Raw genomic sequence first — 25968 nt, forward strand, 5'->3', positions numbered from 1 at the left:
ATCTTTCAATTGATTTATAGAATATTACATGTGGTTTGACTGAAAGTCAATTTTCAAATGAAAACTAAATTCCTGTGTTTTAATTATAGATTATGTTTTCCATCTTTGTTAAAGCATCAGCTACTAGACGACTCATAATATCAGTAGTTGAAACAGAAAGAAGGGATGTAAAAACACATACCGTTCAATACCAATCGATTATTAAATACCTATTAAGATGCAAAGACCAGAACCTATATTAGAACAAGGAGATAGTAGCAGATTTGTCCTATTCCCCATCCAACATGACGATATCTGGGATTATTATAAAAAAGCTGAAGCCAGTTTCTGGACTGCCGAAGAAATAGACCTTGGCCAAGACATGAAAGACTGGAAGGAGCTGTCGGATAGTGAGCGGCATTTTATCTCACATGTACTTGCCTTTTTTGCAGCCAGCGATGGCATAGTAAATGAAAATCTGGCTGAGCATTTCGTAGCGGAGGTCCAATATACAGAAGCGAAGTTTTTTTACGGCTTTCAAATAGCCATGGAAAACATACACTCTGAAACCTACAGTCTGCTTATCGATACCTACATTAAAGATTCATCAGAGCGAAATAAACTGCTCAATGCAATAGAGCATATAGCCTGTGTAAAAAAGAAAGCCGACTGGGCCTTAAGATGGATTGACAATGGCACATTTCAGGAAAGACTGATAGCCTTTGCCGCAGTAGAAGGGATTTTCTTCTCTGGATCGTTCTGTTCCATATTCTGGCTGAAGAAAAGAGGCCTGATGCCCGGCCTTACATTCTCCAACGAATTGATCTCCCGTGACGAGGGACTTCATTGTGATTTTGCCTGTCATCTTTATACCAGACATGTGGTCAATCAGTTACCAAAAGAAACTGTAACCGGTATCATCCGGGATGCTGTAGAAATTGAAAAAGAATTTGTTACTGATGCCCTGCCGGTAAGACTGATAGGCATGAATGCTGACCTGATGTGCCAGTACATAGAATTTGTAGCAGACAGACTACTGGCCGAACTCGGATGTGAAAAGATATGGAACAGTACCAATCCATTTGATTTCATGGATATGATCAGCTTACAGGGAAAAACTAATTTCTTTGAAAAGCGAGTGGGAGATTATCAAAAAGCCGGTGTAATGAAATCTAAGGATGGCACGGACTCAAACAAATTCAGTGTAGAAGAAGATTTTTAATTAACACTTATCACCATTTATAACAAAATTCAGCATGTTAGTAATTAAAAGAGACGGCCGTAGAGAATCTGTAAGATTTGATAAGATCACTTTAAGGATCGAGAACCTTTGCTATAATTTGGATAGTGCTTATATCCACCCTATCGAAGTTGCCAAAAAAGTAATAGACGGACTTTATGACGGTGTCACCACCACTGAGCTGGATAGCCTTGCCGCAGAAGTATGCGCTTCACTTACAGTAAAGCATCCCGAATATGCTATCTTAGCCGCCAGAATAGCCATATCCAATCTACACAAAACCACCAGTCAGTCTTTTTCAAATACTATGAAAAGGCTGTATACCTATATAAATCCCAAAACAGGTGAGAATGCTGCTCTGATAGCCGCTGATGTATATGGGGTGATAAAAAAACATGCTGCCAAACTTGATGAGGCAATAGATTATACCAGAGATTTCGATTATGATTTCTTTGGCTTCAAAACATTGGAAAAAAGCTATTTGATAAAGTTAGATGGCAAAGTGGTAGAGAGACCCCAGCATATGCTCATGAGAGTGGCAGTGGGTATCCATAAAGAAGATATCGATTCCGCTATCGAAACTTACCACTTGCTTTCTGAAAAATGGTTTACCCATGCTACCCCTACCCTCTTCAATGCCGGAACGCCTAAGCCCCAGCTTTCAAGCTGTTTCTTGCTCACGGTGAAAGATGATAGCATAGACGGTATATATGATACCTTAAAACAATGCGCCAAAATATCCCAGTCGGCTGGAGGCATAGGGCTTTCTATACATAATGTAAGGGCTAAGGGGAGCTATATCAGAGGCACTAATGGTGTATCCAATGGTATAGTGCCTATGCTTAGAAACTTTGATATGACTGCGAGGTATGTAGACCAGGGGGGAGGAAAAAGAAAAGGAAGTTTTGCCATCTATCTGGAACCCTGGCATGCAGATATTAAAGACTTCTTGGATCTGAAAAAAAACCATGGGAAAGAAGAAATGCGGGCAAGGGATCTTTTCTATGCGCTATGGATCTCTGACTTATTTATGAAAAGGGTAGAATCAAATGAAAACTGGTCATTATTCTGCCCTCACGAAGCTCCGGGCCTTTCTGACTGCTATGGGGAAGAATTTGAAAAGCTTTATACTAAATATGAAAAAGAAGGCAGGGCAAGAGAAGTAGTAAAAGCACAAGACCTCTGGTTTGAAGTTTTGGAATCACAAATTGAAACAGGAACCCCTTATATTTTATATAAAGATGCAGCCAATGGTAAATCTAACCAGCAGAATCTCGGTACCATAAAATCATCCAATCTCTGTACAGAAATTATGGAGTATACCTCTCCAGATGAAGTTGCGGTATGTAATTTAGCTTCTTTGGCTTTGCCTAAATTTATCAAAGAAGGCAAGGACGGAAAAAAATATTTCGACCATGAAGCACTTTATAAAATCACAAAGGTAGCGACCAAGAACCTGAACAAAGTAATAGATGTCAACTACTATCCTGTAGAAGAAGCAAGAAGGTCCAATTTCCGTCATAGACCTATAGGGCTCGGAGTTCAGGGATTAGCAGATGCTTTTATGTTGCTCAGGATGCCATTTGATTCTGCCGAGGCAAAAGGTCTCAATGAGGATATATTTGAAACCATATACTTTGCCGCTATGGAGACTTCTATGGAACTGGCAAAAGTAGAAGGTACATATGAAACCTATGATGGATCACCAGTATCTAAAGGCCAGTTTCAGTTTGACCTTTGGAATGTCACCCCTAAGTCCAATAGATGGGACTGGGATGGACTAAAAGCGAAAGTCAAAAAGTATGGTGTAAGAAATTCACTTCTGGTAGCTCCAATGCCTACTGCATCTACTTCTCAGATACTGGGAAATAATGAATGCTTTGAGCCCTATACTTCTAATATTTACACCAGACGGACTTTATCCGGCGAATTTATCGTGGTGAATAAACACCTGATGAAAGATTTGATCAGACTGGGGCTATGGAATGATAACATGAAGAACAGGCTGATCGCAGCAAATGGCTCTGTGCAGCACTTACCGGATGTGCCACAAAACATTAAAGATATCTATAAGACGGTATGGGAGATATCCCAAAAAATCATCATAGATATGGCAGCAGATAGAGGTGCATATATCTGTCAGTCTCAGAGTATGAATGTATTCCTTCAGGAACCAAATTTTGGCAAACTGACTTCCATGCATTTCTATGCCTGGAAAAAAGGACTCAAAACAGGTATGTACTACTTAAGATCCAAAGCAGCTACATCCGCCATACAGTTTACTGTAGACAAGTCGCAGCTCGAAAATGCACCTGTGAACGCAAAAGTATCTATTGATGAAAATAAGAACAATAAGCAGGATGCCATAGCTTGTTCCTTGGACAACCCTGATGACTGCGAGATGTGCGGCAGTTGATGAAAAGTGGACTTTTTTTATATTTGTTAAAATAAATTTATAGCGTTCGGGTTTATCCGAACGCTATTTTTTATTTTAGCTTGCCGACTTATTTTAAGTCAGATAGTAACCAAGGTAGTATCCCATATACGGCAGACCTTATTTATCATAGGCATTATGTTTTACAGTTAGAAAATAGTGTTTTTTATATTATTGTAAATTACCACAGCATAGTAAATGCGCCGAAATCGATTTACATAAAAACAATTAGTCTAATATATGATAATCCAGTGTAGGAACATGCTGCTTATTCACTCTGTAAAATAATTTAACCGGTTTTAGAAAAACTTGAACCAAAACGAGCTGGACAAAATGTCAACTGCTTGGATACCGGGATCGAAATAGTATTTAACACGGACCATCTCCAGCAAGTTTCCAATTGGCGTAACGAGATTCTTGACAAAACTAAAACCTTTACAACTGTAATTCATTATTTATATATTACTAGCTTTAAGAAATGAATCCATTATGAACAAATATATCCCTACTTTAATCCTATTATTAATGAGCCATTTAGGATTTGGTCAGATGTTCAATCAAGAACAACGCATATTTGCTCCATTTAAAGTAGATCTTGGGATCAACCTTACCTTCCCTACCAACCCTGACCTCACTATTGGAGGGGGGGCATTTGTAGAGGCGAGGTACGGTATTACCGATCAACTTCATGTAGGCTTAAACTTAGGCAGCAACATACTAGGAGAGGGCCGTTTCATATTACAAAACAGGGATGCCAATATTAATGCTCAAGCCATAGCTAATCTTTCGCTTACCGGAGAATATCACTTTAACACTTTCAACACCCGACCTTATGTAGGTATGACTACAGGTATGTACAGGAGAAGTGATTATTTCATTACTGATGCAGCCAGTGGAAATGTGATAACCCACCAAGGGTCTGTTGTAAATTTTGGATTTGCACCAAGGGTGGGGTTGGTTTCTGGTAAGTTTAGGTTAAATGTAGCCTATAATTTTACGGGATCAGGCATCACAAACTTTATCAATCTGGGACTAGGCATGCAGATAGGGGGATCTCGTTATATTAATTAATAGGGCTACTGAAAAATTATAAAAGACCCTGGAAAATGAGGCAAGTATATGGTTATATATGATCATTTTCACCGCTATGATGCCGAAATCACAATACCCTACACCCATTACCATGTTTTTGGCAAATTGAATTATAGAGAATGGTATGGCTTTCATGCTAAGCATTTGAAACATGATCTTGATGAGTTTGGTATAGCGCTATAATAAATCATTCCTCCATGGATTCATTTGCCTGAGTCTGCTTTTCATATAAATCTGAATAGACTCCTTTTTTCGACAACAAGAAGTCATGGCTGCCCTGCTCTACTACCATGCCATCATCTAAAACAATAATTTTATCGGCCAATTTGGCGGACGATACCCGATGTGAAATGATGATAGAGGTACGGTTTTGCATAATCAATTTGAGGGCATTGAGAATGGCATTTTCTGTTTTGGTATCAACCGCTGATAAGCAGTCATCCAACAACAAGATTTTAGGCTCCTTCGCAATAGCTCTGGCGATGGAAACCCTCTGTTTTTGCCCACCGGAAAGCGTAATCCCCCTTTCTCCCAAGCGCGTATTAAACCCGTTGGGAAAACCTTTAATATTTTCGTATACATCCGCATCCTTGGCAGCTTTTTCTACAACTTTTGCGGAAGCAGAATCCACACCAAAACTTATGTTATTGCTAATAGTATCACTGAATAGAAATACATCCTGGGGGACAAATCCTATCTGACTTCTTAAAGAATTGATATTATATTTTCTTATATCCCTCCCATCGATGCTGATTTCTCCACTTGTTGCCTCGTACATCCTCATCAAAAGATTGGCTATAGTTGATTTTCCCGCACCTGTAGTGCCAATAATAGCTAGTGCCTGTCCTTTCTCTACAGAAAAACTGACATCCTTCAGCGCTTTGATTCCCGAATCTGGATATTCAAAGGAAATATTTTTTACTGCTATTTCACCTACTATATCCACTGCTAGCTCTTCTGTACTCACTATATCATTGGATTCATCCAAGAATTCGTTTATCCTGGTCTGAGATGCAGCGGCCCGCTGTACTATACTGGTCACCCAACCCAGAGAGGTCACTGGCCAGGTGAGCATATTGACATACAAAATAAATTCTGCTATCACGCCATAGCCTATTGCCCCGTCTATCACTTCTAATCCACCCACATAGACGGTGATGATCGTACTGACACCCACCAAAGCTAAAATAAGGGGATAGAAAAGAGACTGTACCAAGGTAAGCCTTATGGATTTATCCTTATAGTTTTCGCTGGCTTTGGCAAATTCGGTGGCGCTATCTTCCTCTCTGACAAAGGCCTTGATCACGCGTATACCAGAAAATGCCTCCTGAACAAAAGTACTCAGTCCGGATAAGCTTCTTTGTATCTTTTCAGAACGCTCATTGATCATATTATTGACATAATATATACTGAGCGAAAGGATAGGTAAAGGAAGCAAAGAATAGAGGGTAAGCCTTACATTCACCGAAAGCATGTAGCCTATGACCAGGGGGAACAAAATAGCAAGGTTTAGCCCATACATGATGGCTGGCCCTAGATACATCCTTACACGGCTGACATCTTCTGTGATTCTTGCCATCAGGTCCCCTGTACTGTTTTTGCGGTAAAAGCTCAAAGGCAGACTTTGATAATGTCTGAATATTTCATTCTTCAGATCAAATTCCACGAGTCGGGACATGGCGATAATAGTTTGCCTGACCAAAAAAAGAAAGAAACCCCGTAACAAAGCCATTAGTAAAATCAATAGCCCAAATACAAAGATAAACTTAAGAAATGCGCTCCTGGCCTCATCGCCCAGCGCAGTACTTTCATACAATTGATAAATACTGAAACTTTCTACTACATAATCGATCGCTATCCTCACCAATTGGGCTGGAATGATTACGAAAATATTGGAAATAACGGTAAAAAGGGTACCTAATAGCAGATAGCCTTTGTATTTATAGAGATATTTATTTAATCGCCAAAGGGAGTTCACAAAATAAAAACTTTTTAATGACTTGAATTCTTGTAGAATACTCTTTTAATTGCATTAGTAAAGCCCAACAAAAATATTTAATTTTGCAGACAGTTCGCTTAGCAACAAACCCAAATATAACACAATCTTAATTTCAAAGTTCACAAATGGTAGATATTAAAACTCAGGAAAATGTAAGGGAAGGTTCCATATATGGACAGATCACTTCATTAGGTCACGAACAGTTGGTATTCTGTTATGATGAGCCTACGGGCTTAAAAGCCTTGATCGGTATACACAATACAGTATTAGGACCCGCATTGGGTGGCACCCGGATGTGGCATTATGCTTCTGAAGAAGAAGCTATCACAGATGTACTCAGACTTTCTAGAGGTATGACCTTCAAGGCTGCCATCTCAGGTCTGAACCTGGGAGGAGGAAAGGCAGTCATTATAGGGGATCCAAAACTGAAAAACGAGGCTTTTTTAAGAAGGTTTGGAAGATTTGTAGAAAGCTTAGGTGGAAGGTACATCACTGCTGAGGATGTCAATATGAAAACTTCGGATATGGAATATATCGCTATGGAGACCAAACATGTAACAGGGCTGCCAGATGTCAAAGGCGGTGGAGGTGACCCATCTCCTGTTACGGCGTATGGTACCTATCTTGGGATGAAAGCAGCCGCTAAAAAAGCATATGGTACAGATTCCCTCAACGGTAAGAAGGTAGCAGTACAGGGTATAGGTCAGGTAGGCAAATATTTGGTCAATTATCTGATCAAAGAAGGCGCTGATGTTTTTATCACGGATATATATGAAGACAGACTAAAAGAAGTGGCCAATGAAACAGGCGCTACAGTCGTAGATTCCAAACTTATCTATGATATAGATATGGACATTTATGCCCCATGTGCTCTGGGTGCCACTGTAAATGATGATACCATCGGCAGATTGAAGTGCAGCGTGATTGCAGGTGCTGCTAACAATCAATTGAAAGACGAAGAAAAACATGGAAGACAGCTTCTTGAAAAAGGTATTATTTATGCTCCGGATTTTCTTATCAACGCAGGAGGTTTGATAAATGTATATGCTGAGTATGTGGGTGGATACAACAGAGACCTGGCATACCAGCAGGCTGACAAAATATATGACACCTGTATTTCTATATTGGAAAAATCAGAAAAAGAAAATATCCCTGCCCAACAGGCAGCCATAGAAATGGCCTGGAACCGAATCCATTCTATGGGAAAAGTAAAATTGTCACATTAATTGGTATTGTCAGGGAACCTTAAGGTACCTTTACCAATTACTCTATTACAACAATACTATAAAGGAGGGACATACCGTTTCCTCCTTTATTTGTCGCTTTCTACCCCAATTCTATTATATTTACGTTCTTTATATTCAGGCAATGCTAAACAGAAGAATTTTACGAGTTAAAGCTTTTCAAAATCTATATTCCTATTCGCAGTGTAGATCATCAAATCTAAATCTGGCAAAAGATTATATAAGAGAATCTTTCTTGCCAGACCTGAATAGCATGGAGGCGCAGGACAGGCCTCAGCTGAAAAAAGATGCAGAAACTACTGTCAGCATCTTCCTCAAAAACCTGAACAGTCATCGATTAGTATCAGCCACCGAGCACAATGCCAAAATAAAATCAGTAGCTATAAAGGCTATTAACCAGTTTCATCAGGCCAATTCAAAAGATCTGGAGTTCCTGAAAAAAAACATGATCACTTCTGCAGAGAGCATTCCCCAGTTATATTTGTATGCTATTGAAATGCTTATAGCTTTTGGCGACCATGTTAAAAACGAATATGCAAGAAAAAGAAAACTTTCTGGTGATGCGATCTCTGCCACATCAGGGGAACTAAATCTTGCTTCCAATAAAGTGTTAAAGTATCTTAAATCAGCACCCCAATACCAGGCTGAGCTAATAAGACAGGACGTTAATATTGAAGATCTTGAGCAGGAAGTGAAAGAATGGTTTAGAGAATACGTTAAACCACATGAAGCGTATCAGGCCTATATGGGTATTACTTCCCCTACTATGGAAGACGACGCTGAAATACTGGCGACCATCCTGAAAAAGATCATCTTTAAGAATGAAGTTATACTGAACTTTTTCATTGAAAAAGATCTTAATTGGTCTGAAAACAAGTCAATAGTCAAAAGTTTAGCATCAAAAGTGCTAAAAAATATAAGTGATTCAGAAGATTCTGAAAACTTCGAATTACCTGAATTAGCGATAAACTGGGAAGAGGATAAGGATTTTTTCCAAAATATATTTAACTTAACTATTGAAAACGATGATAACTATAAGGATCTAATAGCTGAAAAAACCCAAAACTGGGATATAGAAAGGGTAGCAGTGACTGATAAAATCATATTATCCATGGCTTTGACGGAAATGACTAATTTCCCAAGTATTCCGGTTAAGGTAACCATTAATGAATATATTGACATTTCTAAAACATATAGCACCCCTAAAAGCAAGCAATTTGTGAATGGACTCCTGGATGTACTTTCCAAGGAACTAACAGAATCAGGGAAAATTCAAAAAAGTGGAAGGGGACTTATAGATAACAAATAAAATCATTTAACCATGAGCAAAACAAGCAATTCTCTTTTAGCTTTCATATTAGGTAGCGGCGTAGGAGCCACTTTGGGCATTTTATTCGCACCAGATTCAGGTGGTAATACCAGGGATAAATTAACCTATCAATTATCCCGATATAAAGATGATCTTGAAGACCTGGTAAAAGACTTGGTAGACGGGAAAAACATGCCTCTTAATGAAGCACGTTCTGAAGGAAATAAAGTCATTACTGATGCTAAAAACAAAGCAGAAAACCTATTACATGACGTTAATAAACTCATAGATCAAATCAATAAAGGTGAACACTAATAAAAATATCATATGAAGTACTTCAAATTTTCTGCCCTCATTCTTGCCGGTTCTATTTTCGTAGCAGGCTGTGATGCTGATGCATCAAAAGGAAATGACGAAAAAGATGAAAGAATCCAGGCATTAGAGCAGAGACTGGCACTCATGGAGCAAAACCAAATGACCGTCCCTGCAAACACGCAGTCAGTTCAAGCTGCAGACCCAAGTTCATTAGGCGCCTTTCAGTTTAATGAAATCGAACATGATTTTGGCACCATAGAAGAAGGGAAAGTGGTAGAGCACACCTTTAAATTTATAAACGAAGGCCAGGCACCTCTTATCATGTCAAACGTAGCCGCATCATGCGGGTGTACTACTCCAGACTATACCAAAACACCTGTGAAGCCAGGTGAGGAAGGTTTTGTAAAAGTAGTATTTGATTCTAAATCAAAATCCGGTGTCCAGAGTCCTACCGTGTCCATTACGGCTAATACGCAGCCAAGTGTAACAAGATTAAGATTAAAAGGAACCGTAAACAGTAAAAATACAGCATCTACCGCTCCGGCGATGGGTCCTGTCAAAAGATAATTATGACCAATTCAATTTTATTACAGGCAGGTGCCGGAGGCTTTGGATTAGAACAGATCTTATTTCTGGGAGCTATAGGTTTAATATTCTATTTCTTCATGATAAGGCCTCAACAAAAAAAAGCCAAAGATGCCAAAAATTTTATAGAAGCACTTAAAAAAGGAGATCAAGTGGTAACCATAGGCGGCATACATGGAAAAGTAGCTGGAATAGAAGGTGATACCATATTCCTGGAAATCGACAGGGGATTAAAGATTAAATTAGAAAAATCAGCAATTTCTTCTGATTTTACAAACAAAACTAACGGAGTTAAATAAAATTCAGTTGAATTTTCAAAATTATTTTAAGCGTCTCAAAGCTAAAAAAGCTGCAAATTTCAAAGTGGTGGCCCTATGTGTACTGACGGCCACCACTTTTTGGGTTTTAAATGCTTTAAATAAAGACAACTATTATACGGTAGTGGATTATCCTATTGAGTTTTATTATAACCAAGAGGAATACATGGCCGTGGAAGAGCTCCCCAATAAGGTGCGCATTGAAATCAATGGAAACGGTTGGGATCTTATCAGAAAATATTTTAAGGTAAATGTCTCCCCCTTTGTCATAGAACTACAGAACCCTCCCCGCCAACCAATAATCCTAACCAGGAATATTCAGCGGGAACTTTCTGATAAACTCGTGCCTACCCAGCTTACCTCTATTCTCACTGATTCGCTACGGTTAAATATAGAAAATATCATTACCCGTAAGGTAGCCGTGACCATAGATACATCCTCCAATACCTTAGCCAGAAACATTAGATTAGCATCCCCCATCAAAGTAGATCCTGCATCAGTCACCGTCAGAGGTCCAACTTCCATGGTCCAACGTTTCGGAGCAAGTTTTCATGTAAAACTCGAAGATGAAAAAATCAACCGTAATTACGCCAAACTTATTCCTATCACCGTTCCCAAAGAACTTTCTCCCTATCTGTCCCTTGCTGAAGATAATGTCCTCGTCGAATTTGATGTAGTTGAATTTTTAGAGGGCAATAAGAGGCTAAAGCTGCGCTTGGTAAACTTCCCGGCCAATGTAAGTATAGACCCCAACATTTCTTCTGTCATCATGCAATATATAGTGGATGAAAGAAGAGTGGATGATTTAAAAGAACTCGAACTTGAAGGTATACTCAATTATAACAATAGGAATAGGCAGGACAGTACAGTAAGCTTACAACTGAACCGAAACCCTCCCTATTTAGAAAATATAACCTTTGAACCGGAAACGCTTAGACTAAGGTATGAAGACTGATCGACCGCAGTTAATAGGCCTGACAGGAGGGATAGGCTCTGGTAAAACCACCGTAACAAAAATATTTGCCATTTTGGGTATCCCCATCTATTATGCAGATGAAAGGGCAAAATGGCTTATGGCCCATGATTATAATCTTGTGAAAGCTATCACAGCTAATTTCGGCAATGAATCGTATTTTGAAGATGGGACACTGAACCGTATATTTCTAGGTAACAATGTGTTTAATGATAAGAAAAAAACCGAACTGATAAATGCTTTGGTACATCCAGCTGTGAAAACAGACTTTGAAGCCTGGGCAAACCGGCAGCAGTCTCCATACATTATCAAAGAGGCTGCCTTACTTTTTGAAACAGGATCTTACAGACATTTGGATAAGATCATCAATGTAAGCTCCCCGCTCAAGATCCGAATTGCCAGAATTCTGTTCAGAGATATGCACAGGTCTGAAGCCCAGATCAATGATATTATAGATAAACAATGGTCAGACGAAGAAAAAAATAAGCTGTCAGATTATATCATCAAAAACGTAGAAAATAAATTGTTAATACCCCAAGTATTAGATATTCATTCCAAATTAACGGCACATCATCAGTAGGGTAAAGAAATTTGATCCAAATAGAATTTCATCCTACTATGTTCTCTATTGAGAAAATCTATATGATCAATCTTATCTAATTTGTGATTGTAAAACACCTCAATATACTCATCGCCAAGGAGGTATAAATTCACCTTATGGGTATAATATCTAATAGCAACCACAAAAACTCCCTCTGTATAGAGTTTTTGGATTTTTTTATGAAGGGGTAACAATATAAATTCTTCTCTACTCATCCTTTAAAATTGCTAATTCCATTTCTGATGCAATATAACCAAATGCGGCCCAATAATTTGTTTTCATAACCTTTAAAAATGTTTCTGTAGCAGGCTGAACTTGATTTTGTCCCAGATAGTAATTACCCAACCCATATCCCTGTGTCACATACTGAAGCCTGCCTAATTCAGAATCAAAATCCTCATCTATAAGTTCCTCTGGTTGGAGCAGGCCTTTATACATCAGCAGCCTATTATGGTAAGCCTCGTTTTCTATAATAGTCATATCTTCCGCTACCATATCCAAAAGCTCTTTTGCTTCACTCTCACGGCCCATTTTCATTAACGTCATGTACTTCCAATCCAGGGTCGCGACTATCAGATCATCATTATCACTCACTTCCAAACAAGTACGGTAAGCTTCCAGCGCATTTTCAAAATTCCCTTCGAGATAATGGGCCAATCCTAAATGATACCACACGTTAAATTGCACCGTGGTCAAAGGTATATTCTGATCATTGGGTATACCATCTAACTCTATCTGCCGTGGCTCCCCTTTCATAAGACTGGAGGCTTTCTGTAGATCTTCAATGGCTTTATCAAATTGCCTGATAGTAATGTAACGATGTCCCCTATGCCTTAATGCCTCATAGCTGTTTGGAAATCGACTTATAGCCTCAGTAAAAGTGGCTATGGCCAGATCATAACGTCCTATATAAGCCTCCCGCCTGCCCTTCCATATAATATTTTCCAGAGTGGCAGTATCTTTATAATCAGCTATGGCTTTATTTAATTCATCTATCTGCACCGACATAGCCGCCGAATCCACGGTGGTAAATAGTGAATCATTGGTAAGACTTAAGGCCTGGAAAACTGGCGTGCCAGCCAGCTCTTCTTCTATTAGCGAAATATTTCCTTTTTGACAGGAAGCCAAACTAAGTACGAGCAATAAAATAAGGAAAAGATTATTCATAATAAAAGCGATAAAGACAAATTAAAGAGTCAATATAAGATATACTATAGTGAATGCAAAATTAACTGACTTTTTGCAAGGGTTATGCCATAAGGGACATCATAACATAATATTGTCATATGCGTGGTTAATTTGTATGTTTAAGCCTGTTTTTAATTAAAAACTGCAGAAATTTCACATAGTACTTTGCGCCCCTATGTTTTACTTAGTAATATTGGAAAAATATTTAATACAGATAATGCATTACAAAATAGCCAAGCTCCAGCACCTTAAATTACCCTATATCATTATTTTTTGGATAATTATTATTTCATTTGCCTCCTGCTCTCCATCTCGTAAAATCCGCAATGCAAACATTGACCAGGTAGTAACTACAGCTCAGTCCTTTAGAGGTACTCCTTATAGATATGGCGGCACTACCCGCTCAGGTATGGACTGTTCGGCACTCCTCTTCCAATCCTTTTCCAGTATTGGGGTCACCTTACCGCGCTCATCAGAAGCACAAAGCAAGATTGGCCGAAGGGTGGCACTCAAAGGCCTTCAAAAAGGAGATATGGTGTTCTTTGCTACAGGGAAAAGAAAAAGGCAGGTCACCCATGCTGGGATTGTAACTTCTAACCATCGGGGCAACATCCAATTTATACACGCATCCACCTCTTTAGGTGTGACCGAAGACAACGTCAAATCCAATTATTGGTCAAATAGATTTGTATTGGGCAGACGCGTTTTTTAGCATCTAAGGCTAATATTGAATTGTAACATAATATATCTTGAGTGTCATTTATGATATCCTGTAAGGTGACCCAAAGGCAATTAAGTAAATATATTTATCAACTTATTTGATTTAAAAATCAAAACATCCTTTGGTATTCAGGTTTATTAATTAATTTTGCACTCGAATAAAAAAGCATACATCCCTATCATATAATATATAAAAATGGCGAATACTGGTAAGATAACTCAGGTAATTGGTCCCGTAGTGGATATCTCCTTCGAAGGAGGGATATTACCTAATATCCTGGATGCTCTTGAGATCACTAAGGAGAACGGTCAGAAAGTGGTTTTGGAAGTTCAGCAGCACCTTGGAGAAAATCGTGTAAGAACTATCGCGATGGACTCATCTGAAGGAATGGTAAGAGGTATGGTGGCTACCAATCTGGGATCCCCAATATCTGTACCTACCGGTGATGGAATCAAAGGCCGTCTGTTTAATGTAATTGGCGAGGCTATCGATGGTCTTCCACAACCAGTTCATACCAATAGGCTACCTATACACAGAAGCGCTCCTAAATTTGAGGACCTATCTACTTCATCCGAAGTACTTTTCACTGGTATCAAAGTAATTGACCTAATCGAACCTTATGCAAAAGGAGGAAAAATCGGACTTTTCGGTGGTGCCGGTGTTGGTAAAACAGTATTGATTCAAGAGCTTATCAATAACATCGCCAAAGCATATTCAGGCCTCTCGGTTTTCGCCGGTGTAGGTGAAAGAACACGTGAAGGAAATGACCTGCTTAGAGAAATGATCGAATCAGGTATCGTGACTTACGGTGATGACTTCGTACATTCTTTGGAAAATGAAGGTGGATGGGATTTATCTAAAGTAGACCTTAAAAAACTGGAAGACTCTAAAGCTACCTTCGTCTTTGGACAAATGAATGAGCCTCCAGGGGCCCGAGCCCGGGTAGCCTTGACAGGCCTTACGCTTGCCGAATACTATAGAGACGGAGAAGGTGACGGAGCCGGTAAGGACATCCTATTCTTCATTGACAATATATTCAGATTTACACAGGCAGGTTCTGAGGTATCCGCCCTTCTTGGACGTATGCCATCTGCGGTGGGTTACCAACCTACTTTGGCTACAGAAATGGGTGCCATGCAGGAAAGAATTACTTCTACAAAGAATGGTTCGATCACTTCCGTACAGGCCGTTTATGTACCTGCTGATGATTTAACGGATCCAGCTCCAGCGACTACTTTCGCCCACTTGGATGCTACTACTGTACTTTCCCGTAAGATCGCCGAACTTGGTATTTATCCTGCTGTGGATCCTCTGGATTCTACTTCTAGAATTCTTTCACCAGAGGTATTGGGTGACGAACATTATACCTGCGCACAGAACGTAAAAGAAATTCTTCAGCGATACAGAGAACTTCAGGACATCATTGCTATCCTAGGTATGGAAGAACTTTCCGAAGAAGATAAATTAGTAGTACACAGAGCTAGAAGGGTACAGAGATTCCTCTCTCAGCCTTTCCACGTAGCAGAGCAGTTTACAGGTTTAAAAGGAGTACTGGTAGATATCAAAGATACTATCAAAGGCTTTAATATGATCATGGATGGTGAGCTGGATCACCTTCCTGAAGCTGCCTTTAACTTGGTAGGTAGTATAGAAGATGCTATAGCCAAAGGAGAGAAAATGCTAGCTGAAGTGAATAACTAAATAAAAAATAACACGGAGTCACCATTTGGTATCTCCGTGTTGTTCTTATTAAATATACCTATATGCATTTAGAAATAATTACACCCGATAAAAAGGTATTTCAGGGAGAGGTTTCTGAAGCAAGCTTCCCTGGAGCTTCAGGTGCTTTCCAGGTTTTAAACAATCACGCACCTCTCGTATCTGCCCTTGCAAAAGGTGTAGTAGCTTTTACTACCAAAGAAGGGAGACAAATCCTCCAGGTAGACGGAGGCGTGGTAGAAGTTAAGGAAAATAATATCATCCTACTAGCCGAGAAGATTATTCAGGAATAATATCTAAAATTCAGAAAAGCGGAGAAAAATTCTCCGCTTTTTTTCTTTAGCGATCTGCACCTGATTAATAGGCCATTATTTTTAGTATTTTATACTTACATTTATTACCAAAACGGCCCCTCAGGGTTCCATTGACTCTTATTAAAGGAAATATATTTATTCTAAATCCGCGTATTTTTTCCGTTCCAGCCGGGTACCACCCTCTTCATCTATATATACTATAAATATATTTTCGTAATCAGATTCATCAAGTTCCTCCATGACGGTACGGCCGATCAACAAATTTACTATATGATGAACGGTATTGGAATGTCCTATGACAACCACATTACCTTCCTCATCCTGAAGCTTAGCTACCAGTTCGCCGTGGTTTTCTGTATCATATATCTTAAGGTATAACCCTTCCTCATCTGCAAATGGAATAATAGTATCCCTCGTCCGTTTAGTATCAGATGAATAGACAGCCTTTATGTCTAAGTCTTGTAATATTTCTTTTAATCTAAATGCCCTGTCTTCGCCCATTTCGGACAATGCGGGATCATCTTTATCAGCCTCTTTCTCTGCATGTCTGATAATATATATGGCACGTTCGTCAACATCTTCTTTCACAAAAAGATCATATCCTAGTAATATATTATTGAGTAACAGAAATGTAATAGCAAGTATCTTTATCATTTTAACAAAGCATATTATTATTCAAAAACCTCAAAATTTAGCCCTTGATATTATTCCTCCAGCACTGTAACCGTATACCCTTCCTTTCTTAAAAGGTTCACCATGCCATTTTCACCGCCTAGATGACCTGCCCCTACGGCAAAGAACATATTACCTTCTTTCATCATAGCCATCATGGGAGATAACCAGTTGTGGTTTCTATCATCAAGTAATATACCCTGGTAATTTTTGTACTCTGGACTTTCACTTACCATTTCCACCATTCTTTCTATGTCCTTAGACCTATAGGTCTCTATCAGCTGTAGAAAATCCCTTCTCCCTTTTTCAAAATCCAATACATAATCATACAGATTTTTATATTGTTCTTCTAAAGGAATATTTTCAAACACAGCCAGCTGATCCTCTATACTTTCCAGACCTCTAATACTAATTTCATTTTGTTTGGCTATCTTCATTAACTCAAGCTCATATGCTTTGGTTTCGCAGTCAAGTATTTTGGGATACAGCATGGAAAGCAGCATAAAAGGACGCATAGATTTCATCATATTGATGTCTACCGAGGCATTTTCTTTAAGAAAAGCTTGGGTTGCGTCAAACTGATCATCATTTAGATAATCCGTGATTTTCTCTCCTGATGGATTATTGATATTAGAAAACACCACCTGCATCATATTGGGATCATCCAGATTTATTTCTAAGACCAGGTTTTGGGATGATTTCACCTTTTCAAGTACCTGCTGACCCAAATAAAAGTCTTCCTCGCAAATGAGATGTATCGTACCAAACAAATAGGATGGAGCGACTAATCCATTGCCCGATATCTCATAAAACAATCCTTTTTCCTGGCAAAAGCCAACATTTGCGTAAGCAATGAACGCAAGTAGTAATACAATTATATTTTTCATAGGAAAATGGTGTTTTAATATTTGTTAATGTTATCCGCTAAACGTATTATCCAGATGTTGATCTTTGGCTTTTATCTCCTCAAATTCCAAAAACTGCTCCCAAAAAGGCTCCGTAGGAAGGCCTGCCCTTAAAAAGAGTTTTTCTTTTTTAATAGGATGAGTAAAGACTAAGTGAAATGCATGTAAATTAATGCTAGCATCTTGATTTGGCTTGACAAAGCCATATTTTACATCACCTCTAATAGGAGATCCCATACTGGATAATTGGACTCTTATTTGATGAGGTCTGCCAGTGACTGGCCTGACTTCTAATAACCAGTGGTCATTTAAAGTTCCAAGTCGTTTGAAGTTGAGTTCGGCCTTTTGACTGGCTGACACCTCCTTTTCATGCGCAGTTACAAGATTTCTATTTTCATCCTTTGTAAGGTAATGGGTGAGTTTCCCCATCTCTTCCTTAGGCTTTTTCTTAACTACGGCCCAGTATACTTTATGGATCTCCCGTTTCCGGAAGAGCTCCATCATTCTTTCCAATCCTTTTGAAGTTCTGGCAAATATTACCAGTCCACTCACAGGCCTGTCTAACCTATGTACAGGGTGAAGAAATACATCTCCAGGTTTGTTATATTTATGTTTAATATACTCTCTACAAAAGTCTGTCAAGGTTTTATCCCCGGTTTTATCACCTTGTACTAATACACCTGCTGCTTTGTTTACCACTAAAAGGTGATTATCTTCATATACTACCGTGAAAGGCTGCTTTCTCATCTTATATTATTTTTTACCAAAGATAAACAAAAAGAAGCTGTAATTTCACCTGCTTTAAAGGGCACTATAAAGATAGCGCTAAATATCAGATAAAGTTCAAATTTTTACAAAAATTATTCTATAATTAACAATTAGGTACCTTATCTGTTGTATTTAAACATTTATAAAACTAATAAATCATCCATCAAATGAGCATTAAAAAAGTTTTTAAAGATTCCGGAAAAATATTAAAGAACACCTTGAAGTATCTGAAGGAGGATGAGCCTATAATATATTGCGCAGCTATTGCCTTTTTCACCATCTTCTCTTTACCTGCCATTTTGATTGTAGTGACATTAGTAGGAATAATATTTTTTGATGTTCAGACTATTAGCCGTGAAATACACAGTGTAGCAGATGAATATATAGGAGAAGAAGCGGCGGAACAAGTTGCTGTCGTATTAGAAAATGTGATCGAAAGCCCAGGCAGTTTTTGGTATATTATCGTAGGTGTCTTAGTTGTCATTAAAAGTGCCACTATGATATTCTTTATGATCCAAAAAGCCTTAAATTCCATATGGAAAGTTGAAGTAAAAAAAGATGTCAAATATTTAAGCTATCTCAAGCATCGCTCTGTGACTTTATTAATCGTAGTAGGGCTGGGCTTTTTACTCGTGCTTACTATGATTTTAGATACAGCCGTATCCCTTGCTGGCAGTGAAATAGAAGCTCTGTTACCGGGGAATACGCATCATACTTGGACGGCATTGAATTTTCTATTAAGCTTCCTGATGGTACTTATATTTTTCACTTCTATCCATAAGACCCTACCAGATGCCAAGATACCCTGGAGAGATGCATTGGCAGGGGGCATTATTACTTCTATACTGTTTTTAATCGGAAAGCAGATCATAAATTTAATATTGAATGAAATAGAAGTAGCAGATTATTATGCAGCGGCAGGGTCTTTGGTTATAATTCTCCTCTGGATATTTTACAGTTCTATCATCCTATTTTTGGGAGGGGAGATTACCAAAGCATATTCTATGAACAGAGGACATGAGATCAAACCTAAATCCATAGCCGTAAAATATTCCCAGACAATAGAATTAGGTGAAGAGGGAGTAGAAGATTAATGAGAGAAAAATGAAGGCACGGTGTTAAGAGTAATTACCGTGCCTTCCATGTTTCTTAAAATTCAGAAGTAAAATGGAATTCTATTTCAGGATAATTATCCTGAACCATCTGAAGCCATGATTTGGTTTCTGCCATAAATACCAGTTTCCCATCCTTATCTCTGGCGATGTGCCTGTTTTTTGACCGTACGAATTCTTCAAGTTGCTTCTTATCTGAACTGCTAATCCAACAGGCTTTGTAGAGATTCATAGGTGAAAATTCCACAGTGGCATTATATTCATTTTTCAGCCTAAACTGAATTACTTCAAACTGAAGCTGGCCTACTGTACCCACCACTTTTCGAGATCCCATATCGAATGTAAAAAGTTGGGCAACTCCCTCCTCCATCAACTGTTTCAAACCCTTTTCCAGTTGTTTGGTTTTCATAGCATCCTTATTGACCACTTCTCTGAAAATTTCGGGAGAAAAGCTGGGAATACCTTTAAAATTCATGTTTTCACCGTCTGTAAGCGTATCTCCAATCTTGAGATTCCCTGTATCATATAGCCCCACTATATCTCCAGGAAAGGCTTCATCGACTATCTCTTTATCCTGGGCCATAAATGAGGTCACATTAGAAAATCTCAAAGGCTTAGTGCCACGTACATGGTTATAAGGTTTATTTCTTTCAAATTTACCTGAACATATTCTAAGGAATGCGATTCTATTTCTGTGGTTTGGATCCATATTGGCATGGATCTTAAATATAAACCCTGAAAAGTTTTTTTCATCAGGTGCTACTTCCCGCTCTTCTGTATTTCTGCTTTTAGGTTTGGGAGCTATTTTGATAAAAGTATCCAACATTTCATTTATGCCAAAATTATTGACTGCAGAACCAAAAAATACAGGAGCTACCTTCCCTTCTAAATATTCCGTAGGGTCGAAATCTGGATATACCCCTTCTATCAATTCCACATCTTCCCTTAGTTGATCAGCATAACTTTGGCCTATGAGGGTATCCAATCTTTTATCTCCCAGATCCTCAAATACGGCTCTATCATCGCTAAGCTTTCTTTGGCTGGGTGTAAACAGATTGAGTTTTTGGTCAAACAGATTGTAAACCCCTTTGAAAGATTTTCCCATACCTATGGGCCAGGATAGGGGACGTACACTGATATTGAGTTTTTCTTCCACCTCATCTAAAAGGTCATATGGGTCCCTCCCTTCTCTATCCAGTTTATTGATAAAACAGATTACCGGTGTTTTTCTCATTCGGCAGACTTCCATCAGCTTTTCAGTTTGGATCTCCACCCCCTTTACACAGTCTATTACCATTATAACTGAATCTACCGCAGTCAGGGTCCTATAGGTGTCCTCAGCAAAATCCTGATGGCCCGGCGTATCCAGTAGATTTATTTTGATGTCCCGATATTCGAATCCCATCACAGAAGTAGCCACAGAGATACCTCTCTGTTTTTCTATTTCCATCCAGTCAGACTTGGTAGCCGTATCAATTTTATTGGACTTTACTGCTCCGGCTGTCTTTATTGCTCCTCCGAAAAGCAAAAGCTTTTCGGTAAGTGTGGTCTTCCCTGCATCAGGGTGGGCAATTATGGCAAAAGTTCTTCTCTTTTGGATTTCTTGGGAAAGGGTCATCTGCTTAAATATCTATATTTTCAGGCTGCAAAGGTACAGCTAATATTAGAAGATCGGAAACATTAAAAAAGAAAGGAAGCTAGCAGTTTTATCTACCCATCTGCCGAACATTTGGACAAAAAGGTATCATATAAAACAAATATAGCCCCTATAATCTAAACTATTTTTAAAGCCTATTCCTGTACGGCATTTAGAACAATCCTGAATGTAGTACCTTTACCCATTTCAGAGGTTTTGACATAGATCTTCCCTTTGTGGTAACCTTCAATGATTCTTTTGGCTAAAGTGAGTCCTAGTCCCCAGCCTCTTTGCCTGGTAGTAAATCCCGGGTTAAAAACTTTTTTATACATGCTTTTTTCCATTCCCTTCCCTGTATCACTTATATCAATGACTATAAATCTTTCGCTTTCCTTTACTATATTTATCAGAATATCCCCTCTTCCCTTCATGGCATCCACTGCGTTTTTACAGATGTTTTCTATTACCCATTCAAATAAGGGTTTATTCATCATACCATAAATATTATCTGCATGACTATTAAGCTGAATTTCTACCTTGCTCGATAATCTAGGACGAAGGTAATTGACAGCTTCTTCTACTGTCTGGTATACATTTTCAGGCTGTATGACTGGCGTACTTCCTATATTGCTAAACCGCTCAGTAACCAGACGCAGCTTGACCACATCTTTATCCATTTCCTGTATGACTTCCTGGTTTTCATCCCAGACGGGTGAGTTTTTTAAATAATCGATCCATGCCATTAAGGAGGCAAGGGGGGTTCCCAGTTGATGGGCAGTCTCTTTGGTAAGACCAGCCCATACCCTGTTTTGTTCCGCAAGTTTGGATTGATTGAAAACCGCAAAGGCTAGCAAGCCAAACACTAATATAACAGAAAGCTGTACATAAGGATAATACTGAAGCCTCCTTAGCAACTCCGAATTTCTATAAAATATCAAATAATCCTCAGCTAATACGATAGGTTCATATTCAGCTCTCATCCTGACCAGCTCATAGCTTAATTGCGCCTTGATTTCTTCTTCTGTACTGTTCTTTTTTAACTTGATATTTTTATGCTCATTCGGGATACCGTTAGCATCTGTAATGATTACTGGAATACTGGTATTCTCTACTATTATCTCCTGATGGATAAACGTGAGGTTATCATTTCCACTCGCCAGATATTCCATAGCATTGGCATATAAATCTATCTGTCGCTTCTCTCTGATCTTTAGGTCACTTACGAGTAGATCAGTATAATATATAGATCCGATACTTATGATCAGAGAAATAATAAAAATAATCCATTTTACTTTTCCCCTATTATGGTATAGGTCAAAAGTGGTAAGATCCTGAAATCTATTTTTCATTTTAAAGGGGTGGAAATCAAATTATTTGTCAGCTCTTTTATAACTGTATTATAACACAGATATTATTTAATTTAAAGGGAATTAAACAGTATATAACCATTATAAATAAATGGCTATATAGAAATGTCCATAATGAAACACAGAGTCATAATCCATAATCTGAATTATGGATGAAAGAAAGCAAAGTTTTATTAAAAATGCTAAACCAGATGATAGCAACTTTAATTATTTATAATAAAAAAACAATTGCCCCCTTTAAATGGCTGAATTCTATTTTTCAGATATTCTATATTATAATTGAATAAGTTACAATTATGCTGTTTTTAACCACCTCCATAATGTCCCATAATTCACCTTACTGCCATGCACTAAGATTCCTATCCTATAAATTTTTCCAGCCATCCAGGTAGTGAAAAAGAAACCTAAGATCAATAGCCCCATAGATAGCGCTAAATCAAAAAATGGCACTCCATAACTTGCCCTACCCATCATAGCTATAGGGGATGTAAAAGGTATGATCGATAGCCAAAATGAGATATTACTGTTAGGATCATCCAATACAAAAACAAAAAGGCCAAAATATGCTACAATCAGAGGGATGGTAACCGGAAACATAAACTGCTGTGCATCTGACGGAGTATCTACCGCTGCCCCTATCGCAGCAAAAAAAGCTCCATATAGCAAGTACCCACCGATAAAGTAAAAGACAAAAGTTAATACGAGCTTGAAGAAATCAATATCCTGAATGACCTTCAGGTATTGTCCCATTTCCCCCGCGGAAGTCTCAAGTATTTGGCCTGCATTCGGATTAGACATTTCTAGAGCTTGCTGCTGAGGCATCATCATTCCAAAATATCCCATGACCAATGCAGATATACCAGAAATCAAAATTATCCATATCAAAAACTGGCTCAAACCTACCAGTCCTATACCTATGATCTTTCCAGTCATCAGCTGAAAGGGCTTTATTGAAGATATCAGGATTTCAATGATTCTGCTGGATTTTTCTTCTATAACACCCTGCATAATTTGGTTGCCATATATGAAAATAAACATATAAATCAATATACCAGCTATAAATCCTAAAATGTAATTGACTACCGCATTGGAGGCCTTTTCTTCACCTGCATTATCCAAGGTGACAGCCTGAACATATACATTGGTTCTGAGTTCAGCTATTATATTCGGGTCTATTCCTGAATCAAATAGCCTTATCTCTTCTATTTTCCTCTTAAGAGCACTTTCCAAATGAGCCAGCATGGCCATGCTAGGATTTTTATCGGTATAATACATGATACCTGATGGATGGTCCAGCGCTATTTTGGGTATATATAGAAAACCGTATCTGTCTCCGCTTTTTACCAGATCTTTAGCCTCTTCCCTATCTCTATTAGAATAAGAAAAAGCATATTGATCAGAGCTCTCCATTCTGAAAAGGTTGTTTTCATCTACTACTTCAATGATTCTCAGGGCTTCTGATTCCCGCTCATTCATAGCTATCCATAAAAAAACACCCAGTATGGAAGGAAAAAGCAATGGTGTCAGTAGGGTGACTAAAAGAAAAGATTTCTTTTTTACTCTGGCAAAATATTCCCTTTTGATTACCAGTAATATTTTATTCATGATCCGTATCTTTAGCTAGCTGTATAAAAATCTCACCAATAGAAGGAATAATTTCTTCAAAACTCAACACCTCTCCATATGTCAATGCCTCTTGTAAAAGTTGGTTAGTAGTCCCTCCATTGAGCATTATGTGAAACTTGGTGTCCTGGCCAGCACTTGGCTGCTTTATCCAATGCGGAGGAAAAGACTCTGAACCAAGCCTTAATTTAAGCTCAAAAAGATTTTTTCTGGAAAGTTGTCGTATTTCCTCCACAGTCCCATCCAAAACTTTCTTGGCCTTATTGATCATCGCTATATGATCACATAACAGGTTTACAGATTCCATTCTATGCGTAGAAAGAATAACAGAAGTGCCTTTATTTTTGAGATCGATTATTTCATCTTTGATTAGCTCGGCATTTACAGGGTCAAATCCTGAAAATGGTTCATCAAGTATCAGTAGTTCAGGTTCATGTATCACCGTAGCTATAAACTGGATCTTTTGGGCCATTCCTTTTGAAAGATCTTCTATTCTTTTATCTTTCCAAGCTGAAATATCTAGTTTCTCGGTCCAATATTTCACCCTCTGCTTTGCTTCACTGGCTCTTAAACCTTTAAGCTGTGCAAAATACAACAGCTGTTCCCCTACTTTCATTTTTTTATAGAGCCCTCTTTCTTCTGGGAGATAACCTATATTTTTGATGTGTTCCGGATTCAGTATTTTATTGTTTATCTTCACTTCACCAGAATCTGCCTCTATGATTTGATTGATGATCCTGATGAGAGTAGTCTTACCAGCGCCATTTGGACCTAGCAGGCCAAATATAATCCCCTTTTCCACAGATAGATTTATATCTATCAATGCAGGGTTATTTCCATAAGATTTACTTAGTGAATGGACTTCTAAAATTTGTGTCATCAATAAATTTTACTTGTTTGGAATCCAATTATTTCTACCTATGAAAAAATCAATTACCTTAATGCCGTTCTATTTTAATGCTACCGAGCCTACCGACACATCTATTTCAATAGTCATAAGATTACCCGCACCGGCACTATATCCTTTGCTGATATAGGTTTTATTGCCTATACTTTTAAGGTAATGAGGTATAGAAGTCCTGCACATGGCAGTGCTTTGGACTTTCACTATATAAGGAGTATCTGTATCAGGTAAGGTGATGTTTACGGAACCTGCCCCCACACTGGCCCTTACATGAGTAGCCTGAGACATATCTCCACTAAAGATAAGGTTTACATTACCATAATTGACATCAAAGATCATTTGTTTTGCATTTGAAAAATTCAATCCATTAGCCTCCACGTTTCCCATATTCACGCTTACTGACATAGTGTCCATACTAATAGGATTAGGAATGCTTTTACTATATTTTAATACTACATCAGCAGTAGCAGTTTTAATTTTGCATTTGGTCACATTTATATTAGATAAATCAATGTCCGCTCTTCCTATGCCAAAATTTAAATTTAAATCATATAAAAAATTTGTATTTAAACCTACCTTCCAGTCATGGTCAAAATCATCATTACTGCTGGGAAATAGCCTGGAAGTTATACTTTTTCCCAAACTTTCTGATTCTACATTGCGGTGGTCCAGTGTAGCGGATAATATATTGTTCCGAACGGAATATTGAAAGGAAGGCAGGATATTAACTTTTGCCAAAGATGCTTCTATGAAGATGGGCAAACCTGAATGATCCCTCCCTATATGGGAGATCCCTTTATAGGAAGAAAAATTTAACTTTACCTGGCTGAAATCCTCCGTCTTTTCGACCTTAAACTCTTTATTAATTTGAGCTATTATATTAGTATTAAACGCTACAATTGCCCAAATTATTAAGCATACTCTTCTCAACATACGAGTAAATTACGGTGC

At 38.3% G+C, this 25968-nt stretch carries 25 protein-coding genes; 14 read left to right on the top strand and 11 right to left on the bottom strand.

The window, feature by feature from the left end; all coding sequences use genetic code 11:
• Positions 1–217 precede the first annotated feature (217 nt).
• The 3 genes from EL17_RS15090 to EL17_RS15100 all read left to right on the top strand — a co-directional run bounded on the left by EL17_RS15090 (position 218) and on the right by EL17_RS15100 (position 4724).
• On the top strand, positions 218–1201 hold the full coding sequence (locus EL17_RS15090; RefSeq protein ID WP_035075818.1) for a ribonucleotide-diphosphate reductase subunit beta: 984 nt from the start codon (positions 218–220) through the stop codon (positions 1199–1201).
• 34 nt (positions 1202–1235) lie between these two features.
• Positions 1236–3635, top strand: a complete 2400-nt coding sequence (locus tag EL17_RS15095) for a ribonucleoside-diphosphate reductase subunit alpha (protein ID WP_035075820.1) — start codon at positions 1236–1238, stop codon at positions 3633–3635.
• A gap of 507 nt (positions 3636–4142) precedes the next feature.
• Positions 4143–4724 (top strand): hypothetical protein, encoded by a 582-nt coding sequence (locus tag EL17_RS15100; RefSeq protein ID WP_035075828.1) that lies wholly within the window; start codon positions 4143–4145, stop codon positions 4722–4724.
• A 208-nt stretch (positions 4725–4932) separates the two neighbouring features.
• Here the strand turns inward: EL17_RS15100 and EL17_RS15105 are convergent, their stop codons facing one another.
• Positions 4933–6723, bottom strand: a complete 1791-nt coding sequence (locus tag EL17_RS15105; protein WP_035075830.1) for an ABC transporter ATP-binding protein — start codon at positions 6721–6723, stop codon at positions 4933–4935.
• Between the two features lie 146 nt (positions 6724–6869).
• On the opposite strand from EL17_RS15105, the gene EL17_RS15110 reads away from it, so the two are divergent.
• The 7 genes from EL17_RS15110 to coaE all read left to right on the top strand — a co-directional run bounded on the left by EL17_RS15110 (position 6870) and on the right by coaE (position 12067).
• A complete protein-coding gene (locus EL17_RS15110; RefSeq protein ID WP_035075832.1) occupies positions 6870–7970 on the top strand; it encodes a Glu/Leu/Phe/Val family dehydrogenase in 1101 nt (366 codons plus the stop codon).
• Between the two features lie 142 nt (positions 7971–8112).
• Positions 8113–9297, top strand: a complete 1185-nt coding sequence (gene nusB, locus EL17_RS15115; RefSeq protein ID WP_035075835.1) for a transcription antitermination factor NusB — start codon at positions 8113–8115, stop codon at positions 9295–9297.
• 12 nt (positions 9298–9309) lie between these two features.
• Positions 9310–9612, top strand: a complete 303-nt coding sequence (locus EL17_RS15120) for a YtxH domain-containing protein (protein WP_035075838.1) — start codon at positions 9310–9312, stop codon at positions 9610–9612.
• Between the two features lie 12 nt (positions 9613–9624).
• Positions 9625–10179 carry a DUF1573 domain-containing protein gene (locus EL17_RS15125; protein WP_035075840.1) on the top strand — a complete coding sequence of 185 codons (555 nt, stop codon included), beginning with the start codon at positions 9625–9627 and terminating at the stop codon, positions 10177–10179.
• A 2-nt stretch (positions 10180–10181) separates the two neighbouring features.
• Positions 10182–10496, top strand: coding sequence for a preprotein translocase subunit YajC (gene yajC, locus EL17_RS15130; protein ID WP_035075843.1), 315 nt, complete (start codon positions 10182–10184; stop codon positions 10494–10496).
• A gap of 7 nt (positions 10497–10503) precedes the next feature.
• Positions 10504–11469 (top strand): YbbR-like domain-containing protein, encoded by a 966-nt coding sequence (locus EL17_RS15135; protein ID WP_035075845.1) that lies wholly within the window; start codon positions 10504–10506, stop codon positions 11467–11469.
• Positions 11459–12067: a dephospho-CoA kinase gene (coaE, locus tag EL17_RS15140; protein WP_035075848.1), complete on the top strand. Its 609-nt coding sequence runs from the start codon at positions 11459–11461 to the stop codon at positions 12065–12067. The genes EL17_RS15135 and coaE overlap by 11 nt, the downstream gene beginning before the upstream one ends.
• Here the strand turns inward: coaE and EL17_RS24055 are convergent.
• Positions 12061–12303, bottom strand: coding sequence for a hypothetical protein (locus tag EL17_RS24055; RefSeq protein ID WP_035075850.1), 243 nt, complete (start codon positions 12301–12303; stop codon positions 12061–12063). The two genes, coaE and EL17_RS24055, sit on opposite strands and share 7 nt — an antisense overlap.
• Positions 12296–13255 carry a tetratricopeptide repeat protein gene (locus EL17_RS15150; RefSeq protein ID WP_035075852.1) on the bottom strand — a complete coding sequence of 320 codons (960 nt, stop codon included), beginning with the start codon at positions 13253–13255 and terminating at the stop codon, positions 12296–12298. Before EL17_RS15150 ends, EL17_RS24055 begins: the two co-directional genes overlap by 8 nt.
• A gap of 238 nt (positions 13256–13493) precedes the next feature.
• On the opposite strand from EL17_RS15150, the gene EL17_RS15155 reads away from it, so the two are divergent.
• The 3 genes from EL17_RS15155 (at position 13494) to atpC (ending at position 16009) form a co-directional block, all read left to right on the top strand.
• Positions 13494–13988 carry a C40 family peptidase gene (locus EL17_RS15155; RefSeq protein ID WP_035076491.1) on the top strand — a complete coding sequence of 165 codons (495 nt, stop codon included), beginning with the start codon at positions 13494–13496 and terminating at the stop codon, positions 13986–13988.
• A 204-nt stretch (positions 13989–14192) separates the two neighbouring features.
• Complete coding sequence (atpD, locus tag EL17_RS15160) at positions 14193–15698, top strand: F0F1 ATP synthase subunit beta (RefSeq protein WP_035075855.1); 1506 nt, start codon at positions 14193–14195, stop codon at positions 15696–15698.
• A gap of 62 nt (positions 15699–15760) precedes the next feature.
• Positions 15761–16009 carry an ATP synthase F1 subunit epsilon gene (gene atpC, locus EL17_RS15165; RefSeq protein WP_035075857.1) on the top strand — a complete coding sequence of 83 codons (249 nt, stop codon included), beginning with the start codon at positions 15761–15763 and terminating at the stop codon, positions 16007–16009.
• A 156-nt stretch (positions 16010–16165) separates the two neighbouring features.
• Here the strand turns inward: atpC and EL17_RS15170 are convergent, their stop codons facing one another.
• The 3 genes from EL17_RS15170 to EL17_RS15180 are packed head-to-tail and all read right to left on the bottom strand — an operon-like array spanning position 16166 to position 18354.
• A complete protein-coding gene (locus tag EL17_RS15170) occupies positions 16166–16684 on the bottom strand; it encodes a SixA phosphatase family protein (RefSeq protein WP_051720023.1) in 519 nt (172 codons plus the stop codon).
• A 50-nt stretch (positions 16685–16734) separates the two neighbouring features.
• Positions 16735–17589 (bottom strand): TraB/GumN family protein, encoded by an 855-nt coding sequence (locus EL17_RS15175; RefSeq protein WP_035075860.1) that lies wholly within the window; start codon positions 17587–17589, stop codon positions 16735–16737.
• Between the two features lie 30 nt (positions 17590–17619).
• A complete protein-coding gene (locus EL17_RS15180) occupies positions 17620–18354 on the bottom strand; it encodes an RluA family pseudouridine synthase (protein WP_035075863.1) in 735 nt (244 codons plus the stop codon).
• A gap of 188 nt (positions 18355–18542) precedes the next feature.
• Between EL17_RS15180 and EL17_RS15185 the strand changes: the two genes are divergently transcribed.
• Positions 18543–19469: a YihY/virulence factor BrkB family protein gene (locus EL17_RS15185; RefSeq protein WP_035075866.1), complete on the top strand. Its 927-nt coding sequence runs from the start codon at positions 18543–18545 to the stop codon at positions 19467–19469.
• 55 nt (positions 19470–19524) lie between these two features.
• On the opposite strand, the gene EL17_RS15190 is transcribed toward EL17_RS15185, so the two are convergent.
• The 5 genes from EL17_RS15190 to EL17_RS15210 all read right to left on the bottom strand — a co-directional run bounded on the left by EL17_RS15190 (position 19525) and on the right by EL17_RS15210 (position 25950).
• The gene (locus tag EL17_RS15190; RefSeq protein WP_035075869.1) at positions 19525–21105 is read right to left on the bottom strand and encodes a peptide chain release factor 3; all 1581 of its coding nucleotides are present in this window, start codon (positions 21103–21105) and stop codon (positions 19525–19527) included.
• A gap of 173 nt (positions 21106–21278) precedes the next feature.
• A complete protein-coding gene (locus EL17_RS15195) occupies positions 21279–22472 on the bottom strand; it encodes a sensor histidine kinase (RefSeq protein WP_035075872.1) in 1194 nt (397 codons plus the stop codon).
• Positions 22473–22784: 312 nt separating this feature from the next.
• Entirely contained in the window at positions 22785–24095 is a 1311-nt protein-coding gene (locus EL17_RS15200; protein ID WP_035075874.1) for an ABC transporter permease, read from the bottom strand.
• Positions 24088–24993, bottom strand: a complete 906-nt coding sequence (locus EL17_RS15205; protein WP_035075877.1) for an ABC transporter ATP-binding protein — start codon at positions 24991–24993, stop codon at positions 24088–24090. The genes EL17_RS15200 and EL17_RS15205 overlap by 8 nt, the downstream gene beginning before the upstream one ends.
• Positions 24994–25062: 69 nt before the next feature.
• Positions 25063–25950: a DUF4097 family beta strand repeat-containing protein gene (locus EL17_RS15210; protein WP_035075880.1), complete on the bottom strand. Its 888-nt coding sequence runs from the start codon at positions 25948–25950 to the stop codon at positions 25063–25065.
• Positions 25951–25968: the final 18 nt, after the last annotated feature.

Origin of the sequence: Anditalea andensis, assembly GCF_000714815.1 — a bacterium.
Taxonomy (GTDB): domain Bacteria; phylum Bacteroidota; class Bacteroidia; order Cytophagales; family Cyclobacteriaceae; genus Anditalea; species Anditalea andensis.